Source organism: Pseudomonas sp. GW821-FHT09C08 (assembly GCF_059418125.1).
Genome location: NZ_JBWKPG010000004.1, coordinates 206,748 through 230,397, shown reverse-complemented (window position 1 = coordinate 230,397; position 23,650 = coordinate 206,748). Strand labels below are relative to the sequence as shown.

At 61.2% G+C, this 23,650-nt stretch carries 23 protein-coding genes; 3 read left to right on the top strand and 20 right to left on the bottom strand.

All coding sequences use genetic code 11. The features are described from left to right. Positions 1-3: 3 nt before the first annotated feature. Positions 4-1,209, bottom strand: coding sequence for an acetyl-CoA C-acetyltransferase (locus tag AC07OJ_RS15710; protein WP_106802880.1), 1,206 nt, complete (start codon positions 1,207-1,209; stop codon positions 4-6). Between the two features lie 649 nt (positions 1,210-1,858). Here AC07OJ_RS15710 and AC07OJ_RS15705 point away from each other — a divergent pair. Further along, complete coding sequence (locus AC07OJ_RS15705) at positions 1,859-2,665, top strand: c-type cytochrome (RefSeq protein WP_495094771.1); 807 nt, start codon at positions 1,859-1,861, stop codon at positions 2,663-2,665. Positions 2,666-2,966: 301 nt separating this feature from the next. Here AC07OJ_RS15705 and AC07OJ_RS15700 read toward each other — a convergent pair whose 3' ends face one another. From AC07OJ_RS15700 to AC07OJ_RS15635, 14 genes are all read right to left on the bottom strand, one after another. Continuing rightward, a complete protein-coding gene (locus tag AC07OJ_RS15700) occupies positions 2,967-3,770 on the bottom strand; it encodes a transglutaminase family protein (protein ID WP_065909371.1) in 804 nt (267 codons plus the stop codon). Then, on the bottom strand, positions 3,767-4,717 hold the full coding sequence (locus tag AC07OJ_RS15695) for an alpha-E domain-containing protein (protein ID WP_065909369.1): 951 nt from the start codon (positions 4,715-4,717) through the stop codon (positions 3,767-3,769). The genes AC07OJ_RS15700 and AC07OJ_RS15695 overlap by 4 nt, the downstream gene beginning before the upstream one ends. A gap of 3 nt (positions 4,718-4,720) precedes the next feature. Continuing rightward, positions 4,721-6,130, bottom strand: coding sequence for a circularly permuted type 2 ATP-grasp protein (locus AC07OJ_RS15690; RefSeq protein WP_065909367.1), 1,410 nt, complete (start codon positions 6,128-6,130; stop codon positions 4,721-4,723). 442 nt (positions 6,131-6,572) lie between these two features. Continuing rightward, positions 6,573-6,914 carry a ribonuclease E inhibitor RraB gene (locus AC07OJ_RS15685; RefSeq protein WP_015885395.1) on the bottom strand — a complete coding sequence of 114 codons (342 nt, stop codon included), beginning with the start codon at positions 6,912-6,914 and terminating at the stop codon, positions 6,573-6,575. 213 nt (positions 6,915-7,127) lie between these two features. Beyond that, entirely contained in the window at positions 7,128-7,364 is a 237-nt protein-coding gene (locus AC07OJ_RS15680; protein ID WP_065909365.1) for a hypothetical protein, read from the bottom strand. Positions 7,365-7,467: 103 nt separating this feature from the next. Continuing rightward, on the bottom strand, positions 7,468-8,073 hold the full coding sequence (locus AC07OJ_RS15675) for an START domain-containing protein (RefSeq protein WP_065909364.1): 606 nt from the start codon (positions 8,071-8,073) through the stop codon (positions 7,468-7,470). Between the two features lie 42 nt (positions 8,074-8,115). After that, positions 8,116-8,370, bottom strand: a complete 255-nt coding sequence (locus tag AC07OJ_RS15670; protein ID WP_065909363.1) for a YkgJ family cysteine cluster protein — start codon at positions 8,368-8,370, stop codon at positions 8,116-8,118. A gap of 162 nt (positions 8,371-8,532) precedes the next feature. Next, positions 8,533-9,024 (bottom strand): translation initiation factor 2, encoded by a 492-nt coding sequence (locus AC07OJ_RS15665; RefSeq protein ID WP_120449515.1) that lies wholly within the window; start codon positions 9,022-9,024, stop codon positions 8,533-8,535. A 104-nt stretch (positions 9,025-9,128) separates the two neighbouring features. Then, a complete protein-coding gene (locus AC07OJ_RS15660; protein ID WP_017527404.1) occupies positions 9,129-10,568 on the bottom strand; it encodes an aminotransferase-like domain-containing protein in 1,440 nt (479 codons plus the stop codon). A 273-nt stretch (positions 10,569-10,841) separates the two neighbouring features. After that, complete coding sequence (locus AC07OJ_RS15655; RefSeq protein ID WP_065909360.1) at positions 10,842-11,657, bottom strand: OmpA family protein; 816 nt, start codon at positions 11,655-11,657, stop codon at positions 10,842-10,844. Beyond that, positions 11,654-12,016 (bottom strand): DUF4398 domain-containing protein, encoded by a 363-nt coding sequence (locus AC07OJ_RS15650; RefSeq protein WP_065909356.1) that lies wholly within the window; start codon positions 12,014-12,016, stop codon positions 11,654-11,656. The genes AC07OJ_RS15655 and AC07OJ_RS15650 overlap by 4 nt, the downstream gene beginning before the upstream one ends. A gap of 9 nt (positions 12,017-12,025) precedes the next feature. Continuing rightward, positions 12,026-12,844 (bottom strand): substrate-binding periplasmic protein, encoded by an 819-nt coding sequence (locus tag AC07OJ_RS15645; protein ID WP_495094770.1) that lies wholly within the window; start codon positions 12,842-12,844, stop codon positions 12,026-12,028. A 116-nt stretch (positions 12,845-12,960) separates the two neighbouring features. After that, positions 12,961-13,890: an electron transfer flavoprotein subunit alpha/FixB family protein gene (locus tag AC07OJ_RS15640; protein ID WP_065909352.1), complete on the bottom strand. Its 930-nt coding sequence runs from the start codon at positions 13,888-13,890 to the stop codon at positions 12,961-12,963. 2 nt (positions 13,891-13,892) lie between these two features. After that, positions 13,893-14,642, bottom strand: coding sequence for an electron transfer flavoprotein subunit beta/FixA family protein (locus AC07OJ_RS15635; RefSeq protein ID WP_016973648.1), 750 nt, complete (start codon positions 14,640-14,642; stop codon positions 13,893-13,895). 523 nt (positions 14,643-15,165) lie between these two features. Between AC07OJ_RS15635 and AC07OJ_RS15630 the strand changes: the two genes are divergently transcribed. Next, positions 15,166-16,830: an electron transfer flavoprotein-ubiquinone oxidoreductase gene (locus tag AC07OJ_RS15630; protein ID WP_065909350.1), complete on the top strand. Its 1,665-nt coding sequence runs from the start codon at positions 15,166-15,168 to the stop codon at positions 16,828-16,830. A gap of 192 nt (positions 16,831-17,022) precedes the next feature. On the opposite strand, the gene AC07OJ_RS15625 is transcribed toward AC07OJ_RS15630, so the two are convergent. Further along, a complete protein-coding gene (locus AC07OJ_RS15625; protein WP_065909348.1) occupies positions 17,023-17,916 on the bottom strand; it encodes an AraC family transcriptional regulator in 894 nt (297 codons plus the stop codon). A 223-nt stretch (positions 17,917-18,139) separates the two neighbouring features. Here AC07OJ_RS15625 and AC07OJ_RS15620 point away from each other — a divergent pair, with 223 nt between their 5' ends. Beyond that, on the top strand, positions 18,140-19,192 hold the full coding sequence (locus AC07OJ_RS15620) for an NAD(P)-dependent alcohol dehydrogenase (protein ID WP_106802876.1): 1,053 nt from the start codon (positions 18,140-18,142) through the stop codon (positions 19,190-19,192). Here the strand turns inward: AC07OJ_RS15620 and AC07OJ_RS15615 are convergent, their stop codons facing one another. The 4 genes from AC07OJ_RS15615 to AC07OJ_RS15600 all read right to left on the bottom strand — a co-directional run bounded on the left by AC07OJ_RS15615 (position 19,193) and on the right by AC07OJ_RS15600 (position 23,645). After that, on the bottom strand, positions 19,193-19,996 hold the full coding sequence (locus AC07OJ_RS15615; protein ID WP_065909342.1) for an IclR family transcriptional regulator: 804 nt from the start codon (positions 19,994-19,996) through the stop codon (positions 19,193-19,195). 187 nt (positions 19,997-20,183) lie between these two features. Then, positions 20,184-21,149 carry an L-arabinose ABC transporter permease AraH gene (gene araH, locus AC07OJ_RS15610; RefSeq protein WP_025854166.1) on the bottom strand — a complete coding sequence of 322 codons (966 nt, stop codon included), beginning with the start codon at positions 21,147-21,149 and terminating at the stop codon, positions 20,184-20,186. Positions 21,150-21,168: 19 nt separating this feature from the next. After that, a complete protein-coding gene (gene araG / locus AC07OJ_RS15605) occupies positions 21,169-22,668 on the bottom strand; it encodes an L-arabinose ABC transporter ATP-binding protein AraG (protein ID WP_106802875.1) in 1,500 nt (499 codons plus the stop codon). Then, positions 22,665-23,645, bottom strand: a complete 981-nt coding sequence (locus AC07OJ_RS15600) for a substrate-binding domain-containing protein (protein ID WP_065909335.1) — start codon at positions 23,643-23,645, stop codon at positions 22,665-22,667. Before AC07OJ_RS15600 ends, araG begins: the two co-directional genes overlap by 4 nt. Positions 23,646-23,650 lie beyond the last annotated feature (5 nt).

Sequence of the window (23,650 nt, the reverse complement as noted above, 5' to 3'; positions counted from 1 at the left end):
GGCTCAGAGGCGTTCGATAATGGTGGCGATGCCCATGCCACCGCCCACGCACAGGGTGGCCAGGCCGTAACGTTGCTGGCGCGCCTCCAGTTCGTCGAGCAGGGTGCCGAGGATCGCGCAACCGGTGGCGCCCAGCGGATGGCCCATGGCGATGGAGCCGCCGTTGACGTTGACACGCGCGGGGTCGATGCGCATGTCCTTGATGAACTTGAGCACGACAGACGCAAACGCTTCGTTGACTTCAAACAGGTCGATGTCTTCAACGCGCAAACCCGCCTTGGCCAGGGCCTTGCGGGTAGCCGGCGCCGGGCCGGTGAGCATGATGGTCGGATCGGTGCTGGTCACCGCCGTGGCGACGATGCGCGCCCGCGGTTGCAGGCCCAGCTCACGCCCCTTGGCCTCGGAGCCGATCAACATCAGCGCAGCGCCGTCGACAATCCCGGAGCTATTACCCGGCGTGTGCACATGGTGAATGCGTTCCACATGGCTGTAGACCCGCAGCGCGGTGGCGTCGAAGCCCATCTGGCCCATCATTTCGAAGCTCGGCTTGAGCTTGCCGAGGCCTTCGAGGGTGGAGTCACCGCGGATAAATTCATCCTGGTCGAGCAGCACAATGCCGTTCTGGTCCTGCACCGCGATCAGCGACTTGCTGAATGAACCGTCGGCGCGCGCCCTGGCTGCTTTCTGCTGGGACTGCAGGGCAAAGGTATCGACGTCCTCGCGCGTGAAGCCCTCGAGGGTGGCAATCAGGTCGGCGCCGATGCCCTGGGGCGTGAAGTGGCTGTGCATATTGGTGTGCGGATCGAGTACCCAGGCGCCGCCATCACTGCCCATGGGCACGCGGGACATGGACTCGACGCCGCCGACCACCACCAGGTCCTCAAAGCCGGAACGCACTTTCATCGCGCCGAGGTTGACCGCTTCCAGGCCCGAGGCGCAGAAGCGGTTGACCTGTACACCGGCGACGCTGACGGCCCAGTCCGCGACGAGCGCGGCGGTCTTGGCGATGTCCGCGCCCTGGTCCCCCACGGGCGTGACGCAGCCGAGCACGATGTCATCCACCTGGTGCGTGTCGAGGTCGCTGCGTTGCGCCAGCGCTGTCAGCAGACCGGCCACCAGGTCGACCGGCTTGACACTGTGCAAGGCACCATCGGCCTTGCCTTTGCCCCGGGGCGTGCGTATCGCATCAAAGATCAAAGCTTGGGTCATGACATCCTCGAACCGCTGTGCATGTGTGCCCCTACCTTAGGCCCGATTGACACGGTTTCAATGACGGATGCGCTCATTGCTTTTGACCACCACGCTCGGACGAACGGTAGGCTTACGCGCGTATTGCTTGATTAATCGTTTTAGCTGTCTAGCCAAGGCATTGGCGCCAAGATGGCGATAGGCCTCATAGCGTTTTAAGCTGAAATCCTGATTAGCTGATATTAAATGGATCTAAGCCACGCAGAACGAGGGCTCTAAGGTTCAATCAGTAGGAAGTTGCTGCCGGGTTTTGCTGGAGCAACTGTAAGAAAAGCGACACGTCATAACGGCATAGTAGATTTTACCGGCACGCATTTGACGCTCAGGAATAACAACAAAAGGCAGTCAGCCATGTTCAAACATTCGAAAGTACGTCAGGCGGGACTCATTCTTTTCGCCACCACACTGATTCTGATCCTGCCCAACCTGACCAAGGTCATTGGGTGACCACTCACTCCCCACATTCCGTGCACACACAGCACCAGGACTGCAGTTTTTGGCAGCACCTGCCGGGACATTGCGTATAGCGGTCCTGTTGCAGGCGCTGCCGTTTTGCGTGCGAATTTGCGCTATCGTGAGCCCCATCGTCCCCTCGCATCGGGCTTATCCGTTGAAATTCATCCTCGCCCTTCTCGCCTTGTTCATTGCCGTACCTGCCACGGCAGCCTCGTTGAGCATCGAACTCGACCACACGCGCAAGACCTGGCAGACCACCGACCTGCTCAAGCATCCGGACGCGCAGACCGTGCAGATCGTCGATGACGTTTCCTACAAGCGCAATATGACTTATCGCGCGGTACCGCTGGCCGTGCTCCTACCGGGTCTCACGCCTGAAGCTCATCTGCAAGCCGTTGCCCTGGATGGGTTTGCCGCCGAACTGGCGGCGGCGCCGTTGCAGCAAACCCGCGGCGCTCGCGCCTGGCTGGCCGTGGAGGACCCGGCTCACCCCTGGCCCGCGCTGGCCGACGGCAAGCCGAGTGCAGGGCCGTTCTACCTGGTGTGGACCGATCCGCAAACCGGGCATATCAGCCCTGAGCAGTGGCCGTTCCAGATCTCCACGATCAAACAGTTGAAGACGGTGGCCGAACGCTTCCCCGCGCTGTTGCCCGACCCGGCGCTGGCCGCGAACGACCCGGTCAATCAGGGCTTCGCGTTGTTCCAGAAAAACTGCCTGGCCTGCCATCGCCTCAATGGCGCCGGCGATGCGCAGGTGGGGCCGGACCTGAATATTCCCTACAACCCCACCGAGTATTTCGGCGCCGACTTCCTCAAACGTTATATCCGCGACCCGCAGAGCCTGCGGCATTGGCCACAGGCAAAAATGCCAGCATTCGCCGCCAGCGTGTTACCCGACAGCGAGCTGGATTTATTGGTGGGTTATTTGAAGCATATGGCGGGGCGTAAGCAGCAGCCGTGAATGCTGGGTGATGGGTAGGTGGGCTTGTTCTGGCAACTGAGATTGTTGTGTCTACCGGGCTTGTTGTGGCGAGCGGGCTTGCCCCGCGTTGGGCTGCGCAGCAGCCCTGATAAAGCAGAATGCACTGTGTCAGGCACTACTCAGTGCAGGGTTTTAGGGCTGCTGCGCAGCCCAACGCGGGGCAAGCCCGCTCACCACAACAAGCCGCTTGCCAGAACAAGCCCACTCACTACAACAAGCCCGCTTGCCACAACAAGCCCGCTCACCACAAAACATCAGCAGCAGCCCTTCGAGCAGTCGCTTACTGCTGCTGCACCGAGATCACCGGCGTCGGCGCAACGAACACCTTGGCATGCATCTGCTCATGCCCGCCGCCACGGCGCATGCCGCGCACCGGGCAGGCGTCGAGGTAGTCCAGGCCCACCGCGAGTTTCAAGTGCCGCTCCGGCCGGGCCAGTTGGTTGGTCACATCAAAGCTGTACCAGGCGTCATCCAGCCAGGCTTCGGCCCAGGCGTGGCTGGCCAGGTGCGCGGTGTCTTCGGTGTACAAATATCCCGACACATACCGCGCAGGAATCCCCAGGCTGCGCGCGCAGGCCAGGAACGCGTGGGTGTGGTCCTGACACACACCCGCATGCCCTGCAAAGGCCTGGGCGGCGCAGGTGTCGACTTCGGTGGAGCCCGGCGTGTAGACCATCGACTGGTGCAGGGCGTGCATCAGGTCGATCAGCGCCGTGCGATCGCGGCGCTGATGGCAATGCTGTTGCGCAAAACCGCGCAAGGCCTCGTCGGGCTCGGTCAGGCGTGTGCAACGCAGGAATGGGAAGGCCGACTGGCTCTCATGTTCGGCCTCGCGCAGTTCGTCGATATCCACCTGGCCACGGGCGCCGATGATGATGGCGTCGTGGGGTTCGTCCAGGGTCAGCACATGCAGGATATTGCCGAACGGGTCCACCTGCGCACGCACCGGGCGTGGCAGGTCCAACTGCCAGCTGAGCACATGCTGGCGCTCGCTGTCGTGGGGCGTGAGGCGCAGGTACTGGATGCTGTTGCGCACCTGGTCTTCATAGCGGTAGGTGGTTTCGTGGCTGATGGAGAGTCTCATGCGGCCTCCAGGTAGGAACTGTAGATGGCGTCGCCGAGTTGGCGGACCAGGGGAATAAAGTCGGTCAGCCAGGCGTGCAGGCCTTCCTCGAGAATCTCATCGATAGCGGTAAAGCGCAGGCGCGCGTCCATCTCGGCGGCCAGGCGCTGGGCCGGGCGGCCGTTGAGGCCGGGCAGGCTGGCGAGGATCTGGTCGATCTCTTCGCTGCAGGCGCGCAGCGAACGCGGGACATCGGCACGCAACAGCAGCAGTTCCGCGACTTGCCGCGCGCCGGGGGCGTCGCGGTAAATCTCGGTGTAGGCCTCGAACGACGACAACGCGCGCAGCAAGGCACTCCACTGATAGTAGGCGTGGGCCGTGCCGTCGGTGACAGCTTCGGCGCGGTCGCCGGCCATTTCATAACGTGCATCGAGCAGGCGCAGGGTGTTGTCGGCACGCTCGATAAACGTCCCCAGGCGAATAAACCGGAAGGCATCGTTGCGCATGATGGTGCCGTAGGTCGCCCCGCGAAACAGGTGGGAGCGCTCCTTGACCCATTCGCAGAACCGGCTCATGCCGTAGCGGCTCAAGCCCTGCTGGGCGATATCGCGAATATCCAGCCAGGTCGCGTTGATGTTTTCCCACATGTCCGCAGTAATTCGTCCACGCACGGCATGGGCGCTGGCCCGCGCAGCGCCCAGGCAACTGTAGATGCTTGCCGGGTTGGCCGCGTCGAGGGCGAAGAAATGCAGCAGGTGTTCAGCGTGCAGTTCACCATGACGCTCGCGGTAATCTTCCAGCGTGCCGGTGATCAACAGCGGCATGGCCAATTCATGTAGGCCATCGCCGCGCCCATCCTGGGGCATCAACGACAGCGAATAGCTGACATCGAGCATGCGCGCGAGGTTTTCCGCGCGCTCCAGGTAGCGCGACATCCAGTACAAATCCGAGGCAGTTCTACTCAACATAATTCAATCCTCGACCACCCAGGTGTCTTTGGTGCCGCCGCCCTGGGACGAGTTGACCACCAGCGACCCTTCGCGCAACGCCACGCGGGTCAGCCCGCCAGGCACCACGCGGGTTTCCTTGCCGGACAGCACGAATGGGCGCAGGTCGATATGACGCGGGGCGATGCCGTTGTCGACGAAGGTCGGGCAGGTGGACAAACACAGGGTCGGCTGGGCGATATAGGCGTGGGGCTTGGCCTTGATACGTGCGCGAAAGGCTTCGATTTCAGCCGCCGTCGAAGCCGGGCCGACCAACATGCCGTAGCCGCCGGAACCTTGGGTTTCCTTAACCACCAGGTCCGGCAGGTTGGCCAGCACGTGGGATAATTCGTCGGGTTTACGGCATTGGAAGGTAGGCACGTTCTGCAGGATGGGTTCCTCATCCAGGTAAAATCGGATCATCTCGGGGACGAAGGGATACACCGATTTGTCATCCGCCACTCCGGTGCCAATCGCGTTAGCCAGCACCACATTGCCCAAGCGATACGCGGCGAGCAGGCCGGGCACGCCGAGCATGGAGTCCGGGTTGAACGCCAGCGGGTCGAGGAACGCATCGTCGAGGCGGCGATAGATCACATCGACGGCCTTGGGGCCGTCGGTGGTGCGCATGAACACCCGGTCATCACGCACGAACAGGTCGGCGCCCTCCACCAGCTCCACCCCCATTTCGCGGGCCAGGAAAGCATGCTCAAAGAACGCGCTGTTGAAGCGGCCCGGGGTCAGCACCACCACACTGGGGTTATCCAGGGGGCTGGAGCTTTTCAGGGTATCGAGCAGCAGGTTGGGGTAATGATCGATGGGCGCGATGCGCTGGGCGGCGAACAGTTCGGGGAACAGGCGCATCATCATCTTGCGGTCTTCGAGCATGTAGCTGACGCCGCTCGGTGTCCGCAAGTTGTCTTCGAGAACGTAGTAAGTGCCGTCGCCATCGCGTACGAGGTCGACCCCGGAGATGTGGGAATACAGGTCGCGGTGCAGGTTCAGCCCCTGCATCGCCAGTTGATATTGCTCGTTGGCCAGCACCTGCTCGGCGGGGATGATGCCGGCCTTGATGATGCGTTGCTCGTGGTACAGGTCGGCGAGAAACATGTTCAGCGCCTTGACCCGCTGGATGCAGCCGCGCTCGACCATCCGCCATTCGCTGGCGGGAATACTGCGCGGGATGGTGTCGAAGGGAATCAGGCGCTCGGTGCCCTGCTCGTCGCCGTACAGGGTGAAGGTGATCCCGGCGCGGTGAAACAGCAAATCGGCTTCGCGCCGGCGTTGGGCCAGCAGTTCAACAGGGGTTTCAGCCAACCAGCGGGCGAACTCGCGGTAATGGGGGCGAACCTGCCCTGCCCCGTCGTACATTTCGTCGTAATAAGTGCGGATCATGCCGAACTCCTTGTCACCCGGACGCTTGAACCTTCGCAAGGCCCGTGCCAGCGGCATAAACACTTAAAAATCAGTGCGTTGAATAACCAAAGGGATCTGCTCGCACCGTCCTGGTGCGCAGAATGCCCCGCGCACAGGCGCACGCTTCATCGCAATGCGCGCTTTGGCTATCAACAGCATAGTCAGAGTTGATTTCACTGCCCGGTCGCGCTTGCGGATAATCGCAACCATCTGCTGAACAGGATGCGTCCTACCGCTTCAGCGCAACGCTCTTCCCTTTAGGCCACCCTGCTCGGGTGGCTTTTTTTTGGCTGGAGAAATGCTGTGTAGGTGGGGTGATAGTGAGGTTGGCGACGATGCCGAACCGGGCAGCGATAAAGGCTGGCCACAAACAAAATCGGCCGACCCGAAGGTCAGCCGATACGCTGTGTTTCTCATACTGCTACATGGGTAACCCACGCACCTCCTGCTTGACGCCCCATCCCTCGATAATGCCGCCCAGAGGCTCGACCACCGCCTCGAAGTCCTGCTCGAAGTCTCCTATGCCGTCGTAGGTTGCAAACATGATTTTGCTCAGTTCCAGGTACCAGGCGCCATCGTCGCGCGCGCTGACCTGGGCATTCAGGGATTCCCCACGAAATTCACCCGCAGCCCTGCGCGCCCGTTCCTCATCCGGGAATATGGCGTAGAACTCAATGGGGTGGAAACGCGAGAAGTCGAAGCCGCCTTCTTTCATGCGGCGCAGAACGTTGGTGCTGATGTCTTCTTGATAGGCTGTGCTCATGAAAAGTGCTCCTCGAATTGATGGATAGACTTTCCGTGCTTCCCGAAGCCCACGCCGTACTGGCGTGGGAGCTACGGCAAAAACATCACCGCTGGAAAACAAGCATGTAGCTGACAAGACCAGACCTTAGCGATTCGTTCGCTGATCTCACTTGCAGAGTAGCGCGAAGCTATCACCTCCACCAGAGGCGCTTTAAGTGTGTACAGGGAATATTCAGGCGGCGGGAGAGATGTCGAGGATCTGGATACTGTTCTGGTCTTTGAGGATCTTGACCGTAGGCTCAGGCTTGCGGCCTTCCAGGTCATTGAGGTCCAGTTCAGCGGCGATGGGCACCAGTTTGTTGCGAATCATGTGTGCCGCATCTTCGAGGCTGGGCTTCTGATCGCAGGTGAACTGCTCGACGGACTGAACGCCGTGATCATCAACGAAGGTAATCTGCCACTTTTGCATCGGTGCCTCCTCGATAAAACCCGTGTGTGGGCTTACCACTATCTGGACCTTGAGGGTTCGCCAAACGTTCCACTCAAGTCAGGAGGCACCAGATCAACTGCGCTTATTTCTCAGCGTGTTCTTTCAAGGCTTTCAAGGTGTTGAACGGCGCGTCCACCACAAACTTGTTGGCCAACCACGACGGCACGCTGCCACCTGGCTCGGTGTGCACCTGGTAAGTGACTTCGGTCTGGTTGTCGCCTTTTGGCACGAGCTTCCAGAAGCCATCGACCTGGGCAACCCGTACGTAGCCTTTTTCTTCAGGCTTGTAAGTCGGGACGCCCTCGAGCTTACGGGTCAGCGTGCCGTCGGCCGCCTTGGTCGTGGTGATATGCAGGTAGGAATCCCGGTCCGTCACGGGGAACGGGGCCTTGAATTGGGTGTAGGTCCAGCTCTCGTCGCCTTTCTTGTCGACCAGCTTCTGGGACTTGCACTCGTGGATCCAGGCACAGGCACCGGCCACGTCTTCCTGCAGGGCGACGATTTTGGCCACGGGCGCCTTGATCACGGTCACACCGCGATACGCCTTGTACTTGGAGCCGGCGATTTCGCTCAGGGACACTTTGATACCGTCTTCGTCCTTGGCGACTTGCCAATCCTCAGCCTGGGCAGTGGCAGCAAACACCAGCGTAAAACCGCACAACACAGCCATTCGTTTCAGCGAACCCATTGTTTGTATTCCTTATTGTTGAAGTTCCGATAGTAAAGCCCATCAAGCCGCCGTCATCTGCTCCCACCAGCCGATCAACCGGATTGCATCGGCCTGGTCGGTGCCGCAGACCTCGATATCGGCCTTGAAATCACTGCACACCGCCGGGCGTTCCGGCCGGCCGAACAGCTGGCACAGCTGTTCGACAGACAGGTGCAGGCAGCGTTCGCCGGCCGGTTTGCCGTGTGGCATGCCCGGTAATGGCGAACTGATGGAGGGGGCGATGCAGCACGCGCCACAGCCTTCACGGCATTTCATGACCAAAAGGTCCTCGACGACTCAATGTGGATGGCCGGGCTAGAGTACGCCCTTAAACAGCCGTTTTAAAATGGTCTAACAGGGGTTTTTCGCAGAAAACAAAAGTGACTGACCAGTCTGCGACAGATGGTCGAGGGGTGACGTCACGTTAGGGCGAAAAGTTTATTGCTTGAACTCGAACTCCAACGCAGCGCCTTCAACATCGCGGCGCTCTTCGTTGCGCAGTTGCAGTTTCATTTCATTGCTGAGCAGGCGCCCGTTGATCTGGAAGGCACTGTTGTCAGTGGGCTTGTCACCAAACATCGGCGGCAGCAGCGGTACGCTTTTGGGCTTGGGCATGGTGCCCAGGGGCTGCAGGTGCCGGACCATGTCCGTAGGCAGTGTCAGGTCCAACTGTGCCGGTGCCAGTTGGGTCTGGGCCACTTCGCGGGCCGATTTTGACTTGCTCGCTACCGGTGCACGTTTTTTCACCGTGGCGGCTTTTTTCTTGGTCGCGGCGGCTTTCTGCGCCGGTGCCGGTTTTTTTGCAGGCGTTTTCTGCTGGTTGCTGGCGGCGGGCTGGGCGTCAGTCACAGGCGTTGCCGCCAGCACGGGGCTGACGTTACACAGGCTTAACAGGCCAATCACCAAAGCAGCACGAACAATTGAGGTCATATCGCCTACAGCATTAACGGCAGAGGGCCATATGCTCGCTTGTTGTGCGCGGCATGACAAGCGCGGTGATTAGCCAGCTATCGGAGTTGTCCCCAATACGCCGCTCAAAAGCCGGCTGCCGTCTCCTGGCACAACTGGCTGGCCAGCATCCCCAACGTCATCAGCGCCCGCTCTGCCTCGCGGTTCCACGGCGTGCCGCAATTGAGGCGGATGCAGTGGTTGAACTGCTCGGTATTGCTGAAGATCAACCCCGGCGCAATGCTGATGCCCTGTTGCAGGGCACGCACGTGCAGTTCCTGGGTATTGACCCGTCCGGGCAAACTGACCCACAGGATGAAGCCACCGGTCGGGCGGGTCATCTGGGTGCCTTCCGGGAAATACTGCTGCACCGCCAGCTGGAAAGCGCTGAGGTTCTTGCGGTATTCCTGGCGGATGTAGCGCAGGTGGCGGTCGTAGCCACCGTTCTCGAGGTACGCCGCCACCCCCATCTGGGTCACGCTGCAGGCGGAATGGGTACTGAACATCTGCAGGCGCTGGATTTCCTGCTGGTACTTGCCGGCGATCATCCAACCAATGCGCACCCCTGGTGACAATGTCTTGGAAAAGCTCGAGCAGTAGATGACCCGGTCCAGGCGGTCATAGGCCTTGAGGGCCTTGGTGCGACCGAGTTCGAACATCAGCTCGCCGTAGATATCGTCCTCGACAATCTGGATATCGAAGTCCGAGGCCAGCCGCAGCAATTGTTTCTGTCGCTCCTCGGGCATGGTGCCGCCCAGGGGGTTGCTCAGGCGCGTGGTCAACACCAGGGCCTTGATCGACCATTGGTTGGCCGCCAGTTGCAGGGCTTCAAGGCTCATGCCGGTGGACGGGTCGCTGGGGATCTCGATGACCTTGAGGCCGAGCAGGTCGGCCAGTTGCAGCAAACCGTAGTAGGTCGGTGATTCGGCGGCAATCAGGTCGCCTGGGCGTGTGAGCACGCGCAGCGACATCTGCAACGCATCCACGCAACCGTGGGTGATCACCACCTCGGAAGGGTCCACCACCACGCCGGCGTCGCGCATGCGAATCGCCACTTGGCGGCGCAACGGCTCAAAACCCGGGCTGAACATGTAGCTGAACGCACGCGGGCTCTGGAAGCGGGTGACTTTGGCCAACTGCTGGTGCAGCGCGCGGACCGGCAAGTAGTCGACACTCGGCACGGCGGCGCCCAGCGGGAACACGCCTTCACGGCGCGACTCGCCCAATACCTGCTGGATAATGCTGCTGCGGGTGACCAACCCGGGACGCTCGACACGGGCAATGTCCGGCGTTGGCGCCGTCAGCGCCGGCGTCTGGTGCACGTAGTAGCCCGATTGCGGCCGCGCCCGGATCAGCCCCTGGTCTTCCAGGTTGGCGTAGGCCTGCAACACCGTGGCATGGCTGACGTTGAGCTGGGAGCTCATCTTGCGCACCGAAGGCACGCGCTCACCCGGTTGATAGACACCGCGCCGGATGTCCTCAGCCAGTTGCTGGGCGATACGTTGGTAAAGCAACAGATTGGTCATGACGCAGCACTCGATTTCACGGGTATTTTATTTTTGTGTGAAACATACCGGCACAGTTTAGAAGTGTACGGGGACAGTTGCCACAATAGTCGAGCGCGGGCGGGAGTGACAGTAAAAACTGTAGGGGTGGGGGAATAGAATTTCAGCTCTGCACCGAAACGAAATGTGGGAGCGGGCTTGCTCGCGAAGGCGGTGCATCAGCCACTTAAAGGGTGACTGATACGCCGCCTTCGCGAGCAAGCCCGCTCCCACATTTTGATCAGCGCTGGCGCCTTATCGGGCGGCGCCCAGTTGGCCCTTCTCGTCGGAGAATACAATTTCCACTCGACGGTTCTGCGCGCGGCCGCGCTCGGAGGCGTTGGCCTCGACCGGATACTGGTCGCCGTAGCCTTCGACCTGGATACGTTTTTCATCGATGCCGAGGTCGACCAACACATCGGCCACCGATTGCGCACGGTCACGCGACAGCTTGAGGTTTTCCTGCTCGCCACCGGTGTTGTCGGCGTAGCCCTCGATGCGCACCACGCGCTTGGGGTTCAGTTGCAGGAACTGCACAATTTTCAGCACTGTGCGGTTGGCGGAGTTTTTCAGCTCGGCGTCACCGGTATCGAACAGCACGTCGCCCAGGGTCATCACCAGGCCGCGATCGGTCTGGGTGGTGGCCAGGCTGGCGATCTGCTCTTCGAGCCATTTGCCCTGCTGCTGCACGCTGATCAGCTTGTTTTCACGCAGGGCCAACTGCAGGCGCTGGCGCTCCAATTCAAGCTTGGCGCCACGCTCCTGGTTGAGCGCCTGCTCAGTGTGCTCGCGAGCGATGGCACTGTAGCGCTGGCTCAGGTAGGCGTAATGCACCACGTCGGCGCCGCTGCCCCAGTAGCTGGACAAGCGATCGGCACGCGCCAGGGACTCACCGGCGCGAATCACGTCCTTGGGGGCGAAGCGCAGCACATTGGCGTCTTCCTTGACCTTCTGGAAGTCGTTGCCGGCCTGTTGCAGCGCCTGCTCGCCATTGGGATGGCTGGCACAACCGCCCAACACGGCGCTGCCCAGCAACAACACACAGCTCACGGCACGGATCATCGGGCTCATTGGGCTTCCCCCAACTGCAATTGCTTGCGCAGACGCGTGATGCGGGTGTTGAGCACGTTGAGTTGTTCCTGGCTCTTGCGGGTCAATATCCTGGCTTCAGCCAGGCGCGCATCCAGCTCAGCCTGTTCGGCCTGCATGCGCGCGTCTTTGTAGGATTCATCGGCCATGTCGGCCTTGGCCTGGGCGAACTTGTCTTCGGCCAGTTTCAATTCGGGCGAGTCATCAGTACTGGCGCCCACGGCGCTGGCTTGTTCCAAGGCTTGCTGGGTGAGGCGTATTTGTTCATTCGGCGCAGGATCGGCTGCACATCCCGCCAGAGCGACAACGGCGAGGGCCGCGAAAAGAGGTCGAAGAGTCACTGAAAATCCCTACTTTGTTGGGGTGCCGACGGGTTGTTGCAATTGCGCTTTCCAACGCTCGAGATTGCGCTGCAGCGCGGCTTCCGCCACACCAGACCCGGGCAATTCTGTCATCTTTTTGGCGAGCTGTCCGCGCAACCACGGATCATTGCATGCCGAGTTGTGGGAAATCGCCAGGTACAGGCCGGGCTGATCGATCGGCGTTTCGCGAGCGACCAGGTCGTTGCTCATGCCCAATGTCTGGGCCATGGCCATGCCGGAGTAACGCCCGGCCAGCACATAATCCACCTCGCCCAGCAGCAGTTTCTGGAAGGCCGGGGTCAGGCTCGGTAGACGTTGCAGGGTGAGTTGCTGATCGGCGAGGGTTTCGAACTCACGGCTCAAGCGTGCCCGCTCCGACACTGCGCCCTTGTGGCCGTGCAAGTCGGCGGCCGTGTTGTAGACCAGTGCCGAGTCCTTGCGTGTCCACACCAGATAGTCGGTCTGCACCAGCGCCGGGTGGATGTAGTCGAGGGTCTCCAGCTCGCCCAGGTTCAGCGGTGCGTCGGCGAGGATGTCCATGCGCCCGCTGCGCACTTCATCCAGGGCCAGGGAACGTTTGCCGCCGTAGAGCAGGTCGACCTTCAAGCCGAGGTCCTTGGCGACTTGCTGCAACACATCGGCGGTGGCGCCGATCAGGTGCGTGGGGTCCTGGGGATCACGCCAGAGCAACGGCGGTGCGTCCGGGCTGCCGGTGATGACCAGGCGCTCACATTTGCCCGCCGCCAGCGTCAGGCTCGGAAGCAGTGACACACCCAGCAACAGCACCACCCAACGACGCAATTCCATCACAGACTCTCCCCATCACAAACGCATCCCTTGTAGGCGCCGGCAAGTCGGTATCTACCAAGGCAAAAAAAAACCCGGTCACAAGGACCGGGCTCTTTATAAGTGAAGCGACTGGATTAGACCAGCTTCTCCAACTCGGGAACGGCTTCGAACAAGTCCGCCACCAGGCCGTAATCAGCTACCTGGAAGATCGGTGCTTCTTCATCCTTGTTGATCGCGACGATCACTTTGGAGTCTTTCATACCGGCCAAGTGCTGGATCGCGCCGGAGATACCGACCGCGATGTACAGCTGTGGCGCAACGATCTTGCCGGTCTGGCCGACCTGCATGTCGTTGGGTACGAAACCTGCGTCGACGGCAGCGCGGGAAGCGCCGACCGCAGCGCCCAGCTTGTCGGCCAGGGCGTACAGGTGTTTGAAGTTGTCACCGTTCTGCATGCCACGGCCGCCGGAAACGACGATCTTGGCAGCGGTCAGCTCAGGACGATCGGACTTGGCCAGCTCTTCGCCAACGAAGCTCGAAGTGCCAGCGTCGTGGGCAGCAGCAACAGCTTCAACCGCAGCCGAACCCCCTTCAGCAGCAACCGGGTCGAAACCGGTGGCACGTACGGTGATCACTTTAATGGCAGCGGTCGATTGCACGGTGGCAATGGCGTTACCGGCGTAGATCGGGCGCTTGAAGGTATCAGCGCTTTCTACCGAGATGATCTCGGAGATCTGGTCAACGTCCAGCTGCGCAGCAACGCGTGGCAGGATGTTTTTGCCGTTGGACGTAGCGGCCGCCAGGATGTGGCTGTAGCCAGCGCCCAGTTCCGCGACCAGCGGGGCAACGTTTTCCGGCAGTTGGTGCGCGTAGGCGGCGTTGTCGGCCAGCAGTACTTTGCTCACGCCAGCCACTTTCGCAGCGGCGTCAGCCACGGCGCCAGCGCCTTGACCTGCTACCAATACGTGAATGTCGCCACCGATTTTCGCAGCGGCAGCCACAGTGTTCAGGGTAGCCGGGGCCAGCACCTTGTTGTCGTGTTCAGCGATTACCAAGATAGTCATGTTTAGATTACCTTCGCTTCGTTTTTCAGTTTCTCGACCAGTTCAGCCACCGACTTGACCTTGATACCCGCGCTGCGTGCAGCCGGCGCTTCGACTTTGACGGTCTTGTTGGTGGAGGCGGTGGAAACGCCCAAAGCGTCTGGAGTCACCGACTCAAGCGGCTTCTTCTTGGCTTTCATGATGTTTGGCAGGGACGCGTAGCGCGGCTCGTTCAAACGCAGGTCGGTGGTGACGATGGCCGGCAGTTTCAACGAAACGGTCTGTGCGCCGCCGTCGATTTCACGGGTCACAGCCACGCTGTCGCCGCTCACTTCGACTTTGGAGGCGAAGGTGCCCTGGCCGTAACCGGTCAGTGCAGCCAGCATCTGGCCAGTCTGGTTGTTGTCGCTGTCGATGGCCTGTTTGCCAAGGATCACCAGCTGAGGCTGTTCCTTGTCGACAACGGCTTTGAGCAACTTGGCCACGGCCAGGGAGGTCAGCTCTTCAGCGGATTCAACCAGGATGGCGCGGTCGGCGCCCAGTGCCAGTGCGGTACGCAGCTGCTCTTGAGCAGTGGTAGGGCCGATGGAAACCACGACGATTTCAGTCGCCACGCCCTTCTCTTTCAGGCGTACGGCTTCTTCCACGGCGATTTCGCAGAAAGGGTTCATCGACATCTTGACGTTAGCGAGGTCGACGCCGGAATTGTCCGCCTTGACGCGAACTTTCACGTTGTAATCGACAACGCGTTTGACAGCTACAAGAACCTTCATGGATTCCTCGTTACTCTCCGGTGAAAAGAAAGTCGCCTAGGCGAACCTGGCGGTTGATGCTCATCGGCACACAAGGGCACCTCCAAAAACCTCGGCGAGTGACCTTGCTCACGGGAAGTGACGACCGTTCGTCAGTGGTGACTGAGAGGTCATTCTTTATCGCAGCGTGTAAACTGAGCGCCATTGTTTGGACGCGCGTCACCTGTCTTGCTTTTGGACGTGCTCTTGAAACCTGCAGTCTGCCTACGGTAAGCGCAAAACCGACCGTATATTGACCGGAACACCTATTCTGGTCAATACGGCAAAATAGCCAGTCATAAGCCGCGCCTCTTTGATTTACCTAGCCTGCGGGCAATTCAAACAAACGTTTGTATTGGACGCTGACAGTGGTGTAGATATAATGCGCCACCTAGAGAGAAAGGTGGGTCATCCCCTGCCATTTGGCACAGTGATGATGGATACGACACCGAACCTCCACCCATTAGAAAAAAAAGCCTGTTGAGCCTTGAGTAGGAGATAGCCTGTGGAACGCGAATACATGGAATTCGACGTGGTCATCGTCGGCGCTGGCCCGGCGGGACTGTCTGCCGCCTGCCGACTGAAGCAGAAGGCCGCCGAAGCCGGTAAGGAAATCAGCGTCTGCGTGGTCGAGAAAGGCTCCGAAGTCGGCGCCCACATCCTCTCCGGTGCCGTGTTTGAACCCCGCGCCCTGAACGAACTGTTCCCGGACTGGAAAGCCCTCGGCGCCCCGCTCAACACCCCGGTGGTGCGCGATGACATCTATGTACTGCGCAGCCCCGACGCCTCCACCAAGGTGCCTGACTTCTTTGTGCCCAAGACCATGCACAACGAGGGCAACTACATCATCTCCCTGGGCAACCTGTGCCGCTGGCTGGCCCAGCAGGCCGAGAACCTGGGCGTGGAAATCTACCCAGGCTTCGCCGCCCAGGAAGCACTGTTCGACGAAAACGGCGTGGTCCGCGGGATCATCACCGGTGACCTCGGCGTCGACCGCGAAGGCAATCCGAAAGAAGGCCTGTACACCCCCGGCATGGAACTGCGTGGCAAGTACACGCTGTTCGCCGAAGGTTGCCGTGGCCACATCGGCAAGCAACTGATCCAGCGTTTCAACCTGGACAGCGACGCCGACGCCCAGCACTACGGCATCGGCCTGAAGGAAATCTGGGAAATCGACCCGGCCAAGCATCAGCCAGGCCTGGTGGTGCACACTGCCGGTTGGCCGCTGGACATCATGAGCGCCGAGAACACCGGTGGCTCGTTCCTTTATCACCTGGAAAACAACCAGGTGGTCGTCGGCCTGATCGTCGACCTGTCCTACAGCAACACCTTCCTGTCGCCGTTCGACGAGTTCCAGCGCCTCAAGCATCACCCGGTGCTGGCCCAGTACCTGGAAGGCGGCAAGCGCATCAGCTACGGCGCCCGCGCCATCTGCAAAGGCGGCCTGAACTCGCTGCCGAAGATGGTCTTCAAAGGTGGCGCGCTGATCGGTTGCGACCTCGGCACCCTGAACTTCGCCAAGATCAAAGGCAGCCACACGGCGATGAAGTCCGGCATGCTCGCTGCCGACGCCGTGGCCGACCGCCTGTTTGCCGAGTCCGAAGGCGGTGATGAACTGACCGCCTACGTCGACAGCTTCAAGTCCAGCTGGCTCTACGAAGAGCTGTTCGCCAGCCGCAATTTCGGCCCGGCGATGCACAAGTTCGGTCCGATCATCGGCGCCGGCTTCAACTGGTTCGACCAGAACATCCTCGGCGGCAAGATGCCGTTCACCCTGCACGACACCAAGCCGGACTACGCCTGCCTCAAGCTCGCGAAGGACAGCAAGAAGATCGACTACCCGAAACCCGACGGCAAGCTGAGCTTCGACAAGTTGAGCTCGGTGTTCATCTCCGGGACCAACCACGAAGAAGAACAGCCGTGCCACTTGAAGCTCAAAGACGCGAGCATCCCGATCGGCACCAACCTGCCGCTCTACGATGAACCGGCACAGCGTTACTGCCCGGCCGGCGTGTATGAAGTGGTGACCAAGGAAGACGGCGAAAAACGCTTCCAGATCAACGCCCAGAACTGCGTGCACTGCAAGACCTGTGACATCAAGGACCCTTCGCAGAACATCACCTGGGTCACGCCGGAAGGCGCAGGCGGGCCGACTTACCCGAACATGTAAGTCCGTCGCTTGAACAAACAAGGCTCCCAATCGGGAGCCTTTTTTGTGGCCCGAAAAAAACCAGTCACCTCGGTCAAATGTGGGAGCGGGCTTGCTCGCGAAGGCGGTCTGTCTGTTGAGGAATGTGTTAACTGACCCAGCGTATTCGCGAGCAAGCCCGCTCCCACATTTACGCAGTTGTGCCTGATGGAATTATGCAGCCCGCTCTTCACCGGGGTTGCGCAAAAAGTAGCGCTTGTACTCGCGACTGAACTGCGACGTGCTCTGGTATCCCACGTTATGCGCCGCCTGCGCCACGCCCATGCCTTCGACCAGCAGCAACTGCTGGGCCTTGAGCAGACGCAGCCGTTTCAGATATTGCACCGGCGACAGCAAGGTGCAGCGCTTGAAATGCTCATGGAACGTCGACGCACTCATGTGCGCATACCCCGCCAACGTCTCGATATTCAGCGGCTCGGCGTAATGGGCATGCAGGTGATTCAACGAGGTAGCGATCCGCGAAAACTGCCCCTGCTGTTCCACCAGTGCGCGCAGTACATCGGCCTGGGGCCCGCGCAAGGCGGTGAACAACAATTCGCGCACCCGCGCCGGGCCCATGATCCGGCTTTCCAGCGGATCGTGCAGGCACTGCAACAGCCGCTCGACGCAGCCGCGCATCGCATCGTCGAGCACCACCGAGCTCATCGATTCCAGGGTCTGCGCCGTCGGCGGCGGCCCGGCCTGCATGCCCATGGCCATGACCAACTCACCCAATACCACCCGATCGATGCCCACTGTCACCCCGTACAACGGGGCGTCGGGCGCCATGGCAAAGGTCTCGCATTCGAACGGTACCGGCATCGCCTGGATCAGGTAGTGACCGGCGCCGTACTCCAGCGTGCGCGGGCCCAGGTAGGCGACCTTGCTGCCCTGCGCCACGAACATCAGGCTCGGTTCATAGATCTGCGGCCCGCGCGCCACGTCGCAACTGGCGCGCAAGACCTGCACGCCGGGCAAGTGGGTCGGGGAGAAACCGTCGCAGGGCGTGAGCCCCTCAATCAAGGAAACCAGCGTGGCGTTGGCATCGAGATGGCGGGTCAACAACATAAAAGCAGCTCTCGCAAAGATACGTCTTGGTGCAGGCCAGCTGGCTTCAAGCCACAGGCTGCAAGAATGTCCGCAGTTTATAGCGTGCCGCTTGCAGCTTGCCGCTTTTAGCTGCTCCTCCGGAGCTTTAGGCATGAGACTCGGAGCATTTGCCATGGTCGCACCCGGGGTCGGCGCGCAGAATGCGCCACCTCCCCAGTCCAAGCTTTTGCGAGGTTTATCCATGTACACCGCTATCGGTTATGCCGCCCAGTCGGCCACCACTCCCCTCGCCCCCATGTCGTTTGAACGTCGCAGCCCACGTGCCGATGACGTGGCCATCGAGATTCTCTACTGCGGCGTCTGCCACTCCGACATCCACCAGGCACGCAACGAGTGGGGCATCGCCGTGTACCCACTGATGCCGGGCCACGAGATCGTCGGCAAAGTCACCGCCGTCGGCGCCAGCGTCACCGCGCACAAAGTCGGCGACCTGGTCGGCGTAGGCTGCATGGTCGACTCCTGCCGCCACTGCGACGCGTGCAAATCGGACCTGGAGCAATACTGCCTCGAAGGCCCGACCATGACCTACGCCACCCCCGACCGCGTCGACGGCAGCAACACCATGGGCGGCTACTCCGACAGCATCGTGGTCAGCGAGCACTTCGTGGTCAAGATTCCAGCCAAGCTCGACCTCGCCAGCGCCGCGCCGATCCTCTGCGCCGGCATCACCACCTACTCGCCGCTCAAGCACTACGGCGTCAAGGCCGGCGATAAGGTCGGCGTGCTGGGCATGGGCGGCCTGGGCCATATGGGCATCAAGTTTGCCAAGGCCATGGGCGCGGAAGTGACCTTGTTCACCCGTTCGGCGAGCAAGGCTGAAGAAGGCCGTCGCCAGGGCGCCGATCACGTGATCGTGTCCACCGATGCCGAGCAGATGAAGGCCGCCGCCGGCAGCTTCGACTTCCTGCTGGACACCATCCCGGTACAACACGACCTCAACCCCTACCTCGATGTACTGCGCTTTGACGGCGTGCACATCCTGGTCGGCCTGATCGAGCCGGTAGACCCGCCGGTGAATGCGGCCAAGCTGGTGTTGGGGCGTAAAGTGCTGGCCGGTTCGTTGATTGGTGGCATTGCCGAAACCCAGGAAGTCCTGGATTTCTGTGCCGAGCATGGCATCACCTGCGACATCGAAATGCTCGACATCCGCCAGATCAACGAGGCTTACGCCCGCATGATCGCCGGTGATGTGAAGTACCGCTTTGTCATCGACATGGCGACCCTGAAGGCCTGATCAGGCCTTTGCGCCCAACTCCGCGGAAAGCCGGGCCGCGACCTGTTTGATCACAGGGATCAGCTCGGCCATTTTCTCCAGCGGCATGTAGGGCACGGTACTGGCGATGCTGATGCCGGCGACGATTCGCCGGCTCGCATCGCGCACCGGTGCCGCCACGCAACGGATGGACGGTTCGTTGTCTTCCAGATCGAACGCGTAGCCCCCCACCACGTATTCATGCATGCGCTGCTCGAACTGCGCCCAGGTCTGTTCCGGGTGCTGCGGCCATTGCAGGCTCTTGCCTCCCGCCGGCAGGCTGGCTTCGTACAGCCGCTGCCATTCCTGCGCGGTGTCATCCAGCAACATCGCCTTGCCCACTCCGGTACGCGCCAAAGGCATGCGATGTCCCACCCGCGAGCGCATTTCCGGACCGTTGCGGCCTGGATTCTTGTGCAGGTAGAGCACGTCATCGTATTCGCGAATGGCCAGGTGGATGGTGTCGCCGGTCAGCGCCGACAGTTCATCCAGATACGGGATGGCCAGGGTCACCAGCGGCAACTCTTCGCGGGCCTGGAACCCCAGCTCGATCAACTTCGGCCCCAGCAGGTAACCGACCTGCGGCACCACGCGCAGGTAGCGCTCTTCCACCAGGCAACTGGCCAGGCGATGCGTGGTACTGCGGGTGGTGCCGATGCGCTTGGCGATCTCTTTCAGATCCCGCGCACCGGCCGCCACCGCCTGCACCACGCCCAGGCCACGCAGCAGGGTCTGGGTGCCGGTAGGCGCAGCGTCTTTGACGGGAGTGTGGGCGTTTTCCTGCATATCGGGCCTATGTGGTGGTACGAAAACGGCGCCATTATGGCAAATGCAGCCCTCCTGAACAGAGGAGATCCACTGTGGGAGCTGGCTTGCCTGCGATGAGGGCGTGTCAGCCAGTAAATGTGCAGGCTGACACACCGCTATCGCAGGCAAGCCAGCTCCCACATTTTGATCTTCACAGGGCACGACTTTAGCGTTGCTTCATGCGGTCGATAATCACCGCCAGCAACAGGATCGAACCACGGATCACGTACTGGTAGAAGGTGTCGATGTTCTTCAGGTTCATCGCGTTCTCGATGATCGCCAGGATCAGCACCCCGGCAATCACATGACGGATCATGCCGATACCACCGCTCAACGAGACCCCGCCCAGGACGCAGGCAGAGATCACCGTCAGCTCGAAACCCTGGCCGATCATCGGTTGGCCCGAGGTCATGCGCGAGGCCAGGATCACCCCGGCCAGCGCGCCGATCAAACCGTGCACGGCGAAGATGATGATCTTGGTGCGGTCGACGTTCACCCCGGCCAGCAGCGCCGCTTCCTGGTTGCCACCAATCGCCATGGTGTTGCGCCCGTAGGTGGTGTAGTTGAGCAGCCAGCCGAAGAACACAAAGCACAGCACGGTGATGATGATCGGCACCGGCACGCCCATCAGTTGGCCGTTGCCGAACACGAAGAAGCCTTCGTCCATCACCCCGACGGCCTTGCCGTTGGAAAAGATGTAGGCCAGGCCGCGCACAATCTGCATGGTCGCCAGGGTCGCGATCAACGCGTTGATGCGCAGCTTGGCGATGACGATACCGTTGATCAGCCCCACCACCAGGCCCATGGCCAAGGCGGCGGACACACCGAGCACCACGCTGTCGGTGTCGCGGATCACGATCCCCGCCACCACGCCGGCGCAGGCGATCACCGAGCCCACCGACAAGTCGAAGTGCCCCGACGCCAGGCAGAACAACATGGTGCACGCCGCGATGCCCACGGTGGAAATCGCCAGGCCCAGGCCGCGCATGTTCAGCGGCGAGAGGAAGTTGTCGATAAACAACGCGCTGAGCACAAAGATGCTGAGTGCCGCCAGCAGCATCACCCAGTCATCGAGAAACTTGCGCTGGTTGAAACCCGGCCAGAAGCCCTTTGCAGTTTTTACCTGAGACATAGCCAAACCCTCTTATTCTTCAAGCCCGCGAACGCGGGAGCGCCAGTTGCAGCAGCCGTGCTTCATCCGCTTGATCGCGGGTCAGTTCGCCGGTCAGGGCGCCTTCGCTCATCACCAGGATGCGGTCGGAGATGCCCATCACTTCCATCAGGTCGCTGGATACCACGATCACCGCGATGCCGCTGGCGGCGAGGTTGTGGATGATCTGGTAGATCTCCGACTTGGCGCCGATATCGATGCCACGCGTCGGCTCGTCCAGCAGCAGTACTTTCATCGGCATCGACAGCCAGCGGCCGAGAATGGCCTTCTGCTGGTTGCCCCCCGACAGGTACATGATTTTCTGCTCGGCGTTCGGCGTCTTGACCTTCATCGCCTTGATCTGCTTATCGGCGTTGCCCTTCTCCCAACCGTCGCGCAGCAGCCAGCCAAACGTGGCATGCGCACCACGCGCGCTGATGTTGATGTTCTCGGCGACGCTGGACAGCGGAATGATGCCCTCCTTCTTGCGGTCCTCCGGGCACAGCAACACGCCAGCGGCGATGGCATCGCGGGGCGAGCGCAAGGGCAGCGCCTGCCCGTTCAATTCCAGGTGGCCGGCGGTCGCGCGCTCCAACCCGCTGAGCAACCGGAACAGCTCGGTCCGCCCGGCACCGACCAGGCCAAACAGCCCGAGGATCTCGCCCTTGTGCACTTGCAGGCTGACCGCCTCACGCAGGCCCGGGCCGAGCAGCCCCTCGACCTTCAGCGCCACCTCGCCCTGCTCGCGCGGGCGATAGTCATAGATGTCCTGGATGTCGCGACCGACCATGCAGGTCACCAGTTGATCGTGGGTCAGCGTGCTCATGTCCTCGAAGGTGCGCACGTAGCGGCCATCCTTGAACACCGTGACGGCGTTGCAGATGCGGAACACTTCTTCCATGCGATGGGACACGTAGAGCACCACTTTGCCCTCGTCGCGCAGCCGCGTGATGATCGCCATCAAGCGGTCGATCTCGCGGGCGGACAGGCTGCTGGTCGGCTCGTCGAAAGCAATCACATGCGCACCCCGCGACAGCGCCTTGGCGATTTCCACCAGTTGGCGCTGCCCGAGGGACAGCCGCCCGAGCTTTTCGTCGGGGTCGATCTCATCGGCCAGGCCCTTGAGGCAGGCCAGCGCCTGCTGGCGCAACAGCCCGCGATTGACCACGCCAAAACGCGTCGGCAAATGCCCGAGGAACAGGTTCTCCGCCACCGTCATTTCCGGCACCAGGTGCAGTTCCTGGTGGATCACCGCGACGCCGTTGGCGATGCTGTCGGCGGCGGATTTGAAGTCCATGGTCTGCTCGCCGATCTGCAGCGTGCCGCTGCTCGGCAAGTAGGCGCCGCCGAGAATCTTCAGCAGGGTCGACTTGCCGGCGCCGTTCTCGCCCATCAGCGCATGTACCGAATGCGGCCGCGCTTCAAAGCTGATCTGCGCCAGGGCTTTCACACCGGGAAACTCCTTGCCGATGCCATTGAAACGCAGGGCCGCGCCGCTCATTTCCACAGCCCGATTTTGCTCAACTCTTGCTTGAAATTGTCGCGGGTGATCAGGGTGACATTGTCCAGGGCGGTGAACTTGGCAGGCTCGGTGCCTTTGGTGACCCACTCGAACATCGCGCTGGCGGTTTTGTAGCCCGAGGCATCCGGGCTCAGCAGCATCGAGCCGTAGAAACCGGTATTGGATTTCTTCAATTCCTCGATTGCATCGGTACCGTTGATGCCGACGCCGATCACGTTGGCCGCCTTGAAGCCGGCGCTTTCCGTGGCGCGTACGCCGCCCAGCACGGTGCTGTCGTTCATGCCGCCGATCAGCAGGTTTTTCGCGCCACTGGGCAGCTTCACCAGCGCCGAGTTGGTGGCGTCCATGCTGCCGGGGACGTCGAGGGTTTTCTGCGCGCTGAAGAGGATATGGTCAGCCGGCAGGCCCGCCGCCTTGAGACCTTCCACCGAGCCGTCGGTGCGTTTCTTGCCGGTTTCCAGCTCGTCGAAGGTGTTGATCACGGCGTAGGTTTCTTTCCAGTCCCAGCCGCGTTTTTTCGCTTCGGTGGCCATGGCTTCGCCTTGCTTCTGGCCGATCTTGTAAGCGTCCAGGCCGACGTAGGGCACGTCTTCCATAGGCTTGCCCTTGGCGTCGACGAAACGGTCGTCGACCGCCAGCACCTTGAGGTTATTGAGCTTGGCCTTGGCCATGATCGCCGGGCCAAGGGATACGTCCGGCGGGCAGATCACAAAGCCCTTGGCGCCGTTGGCCGCGAGGGTGTCGATGGCCGACAGGGTCTTCTCACCGTCGGGCACCGCGATCTTGATCACGGTGAAACCCTGGTCCTTGCCGGCCTTTTCGGCGAAGGCCCATTCGGTCTGGAACCAGGGTTCTTCGGCCTGCTTGACCAGGAAGCCGATCTTCACTTCTTCGGCGAGTGCCACGCTGCTGAACGCCATCGCGAGCGCCAGAGTGCCTAGTGTCTTCTTGAACATGAGCC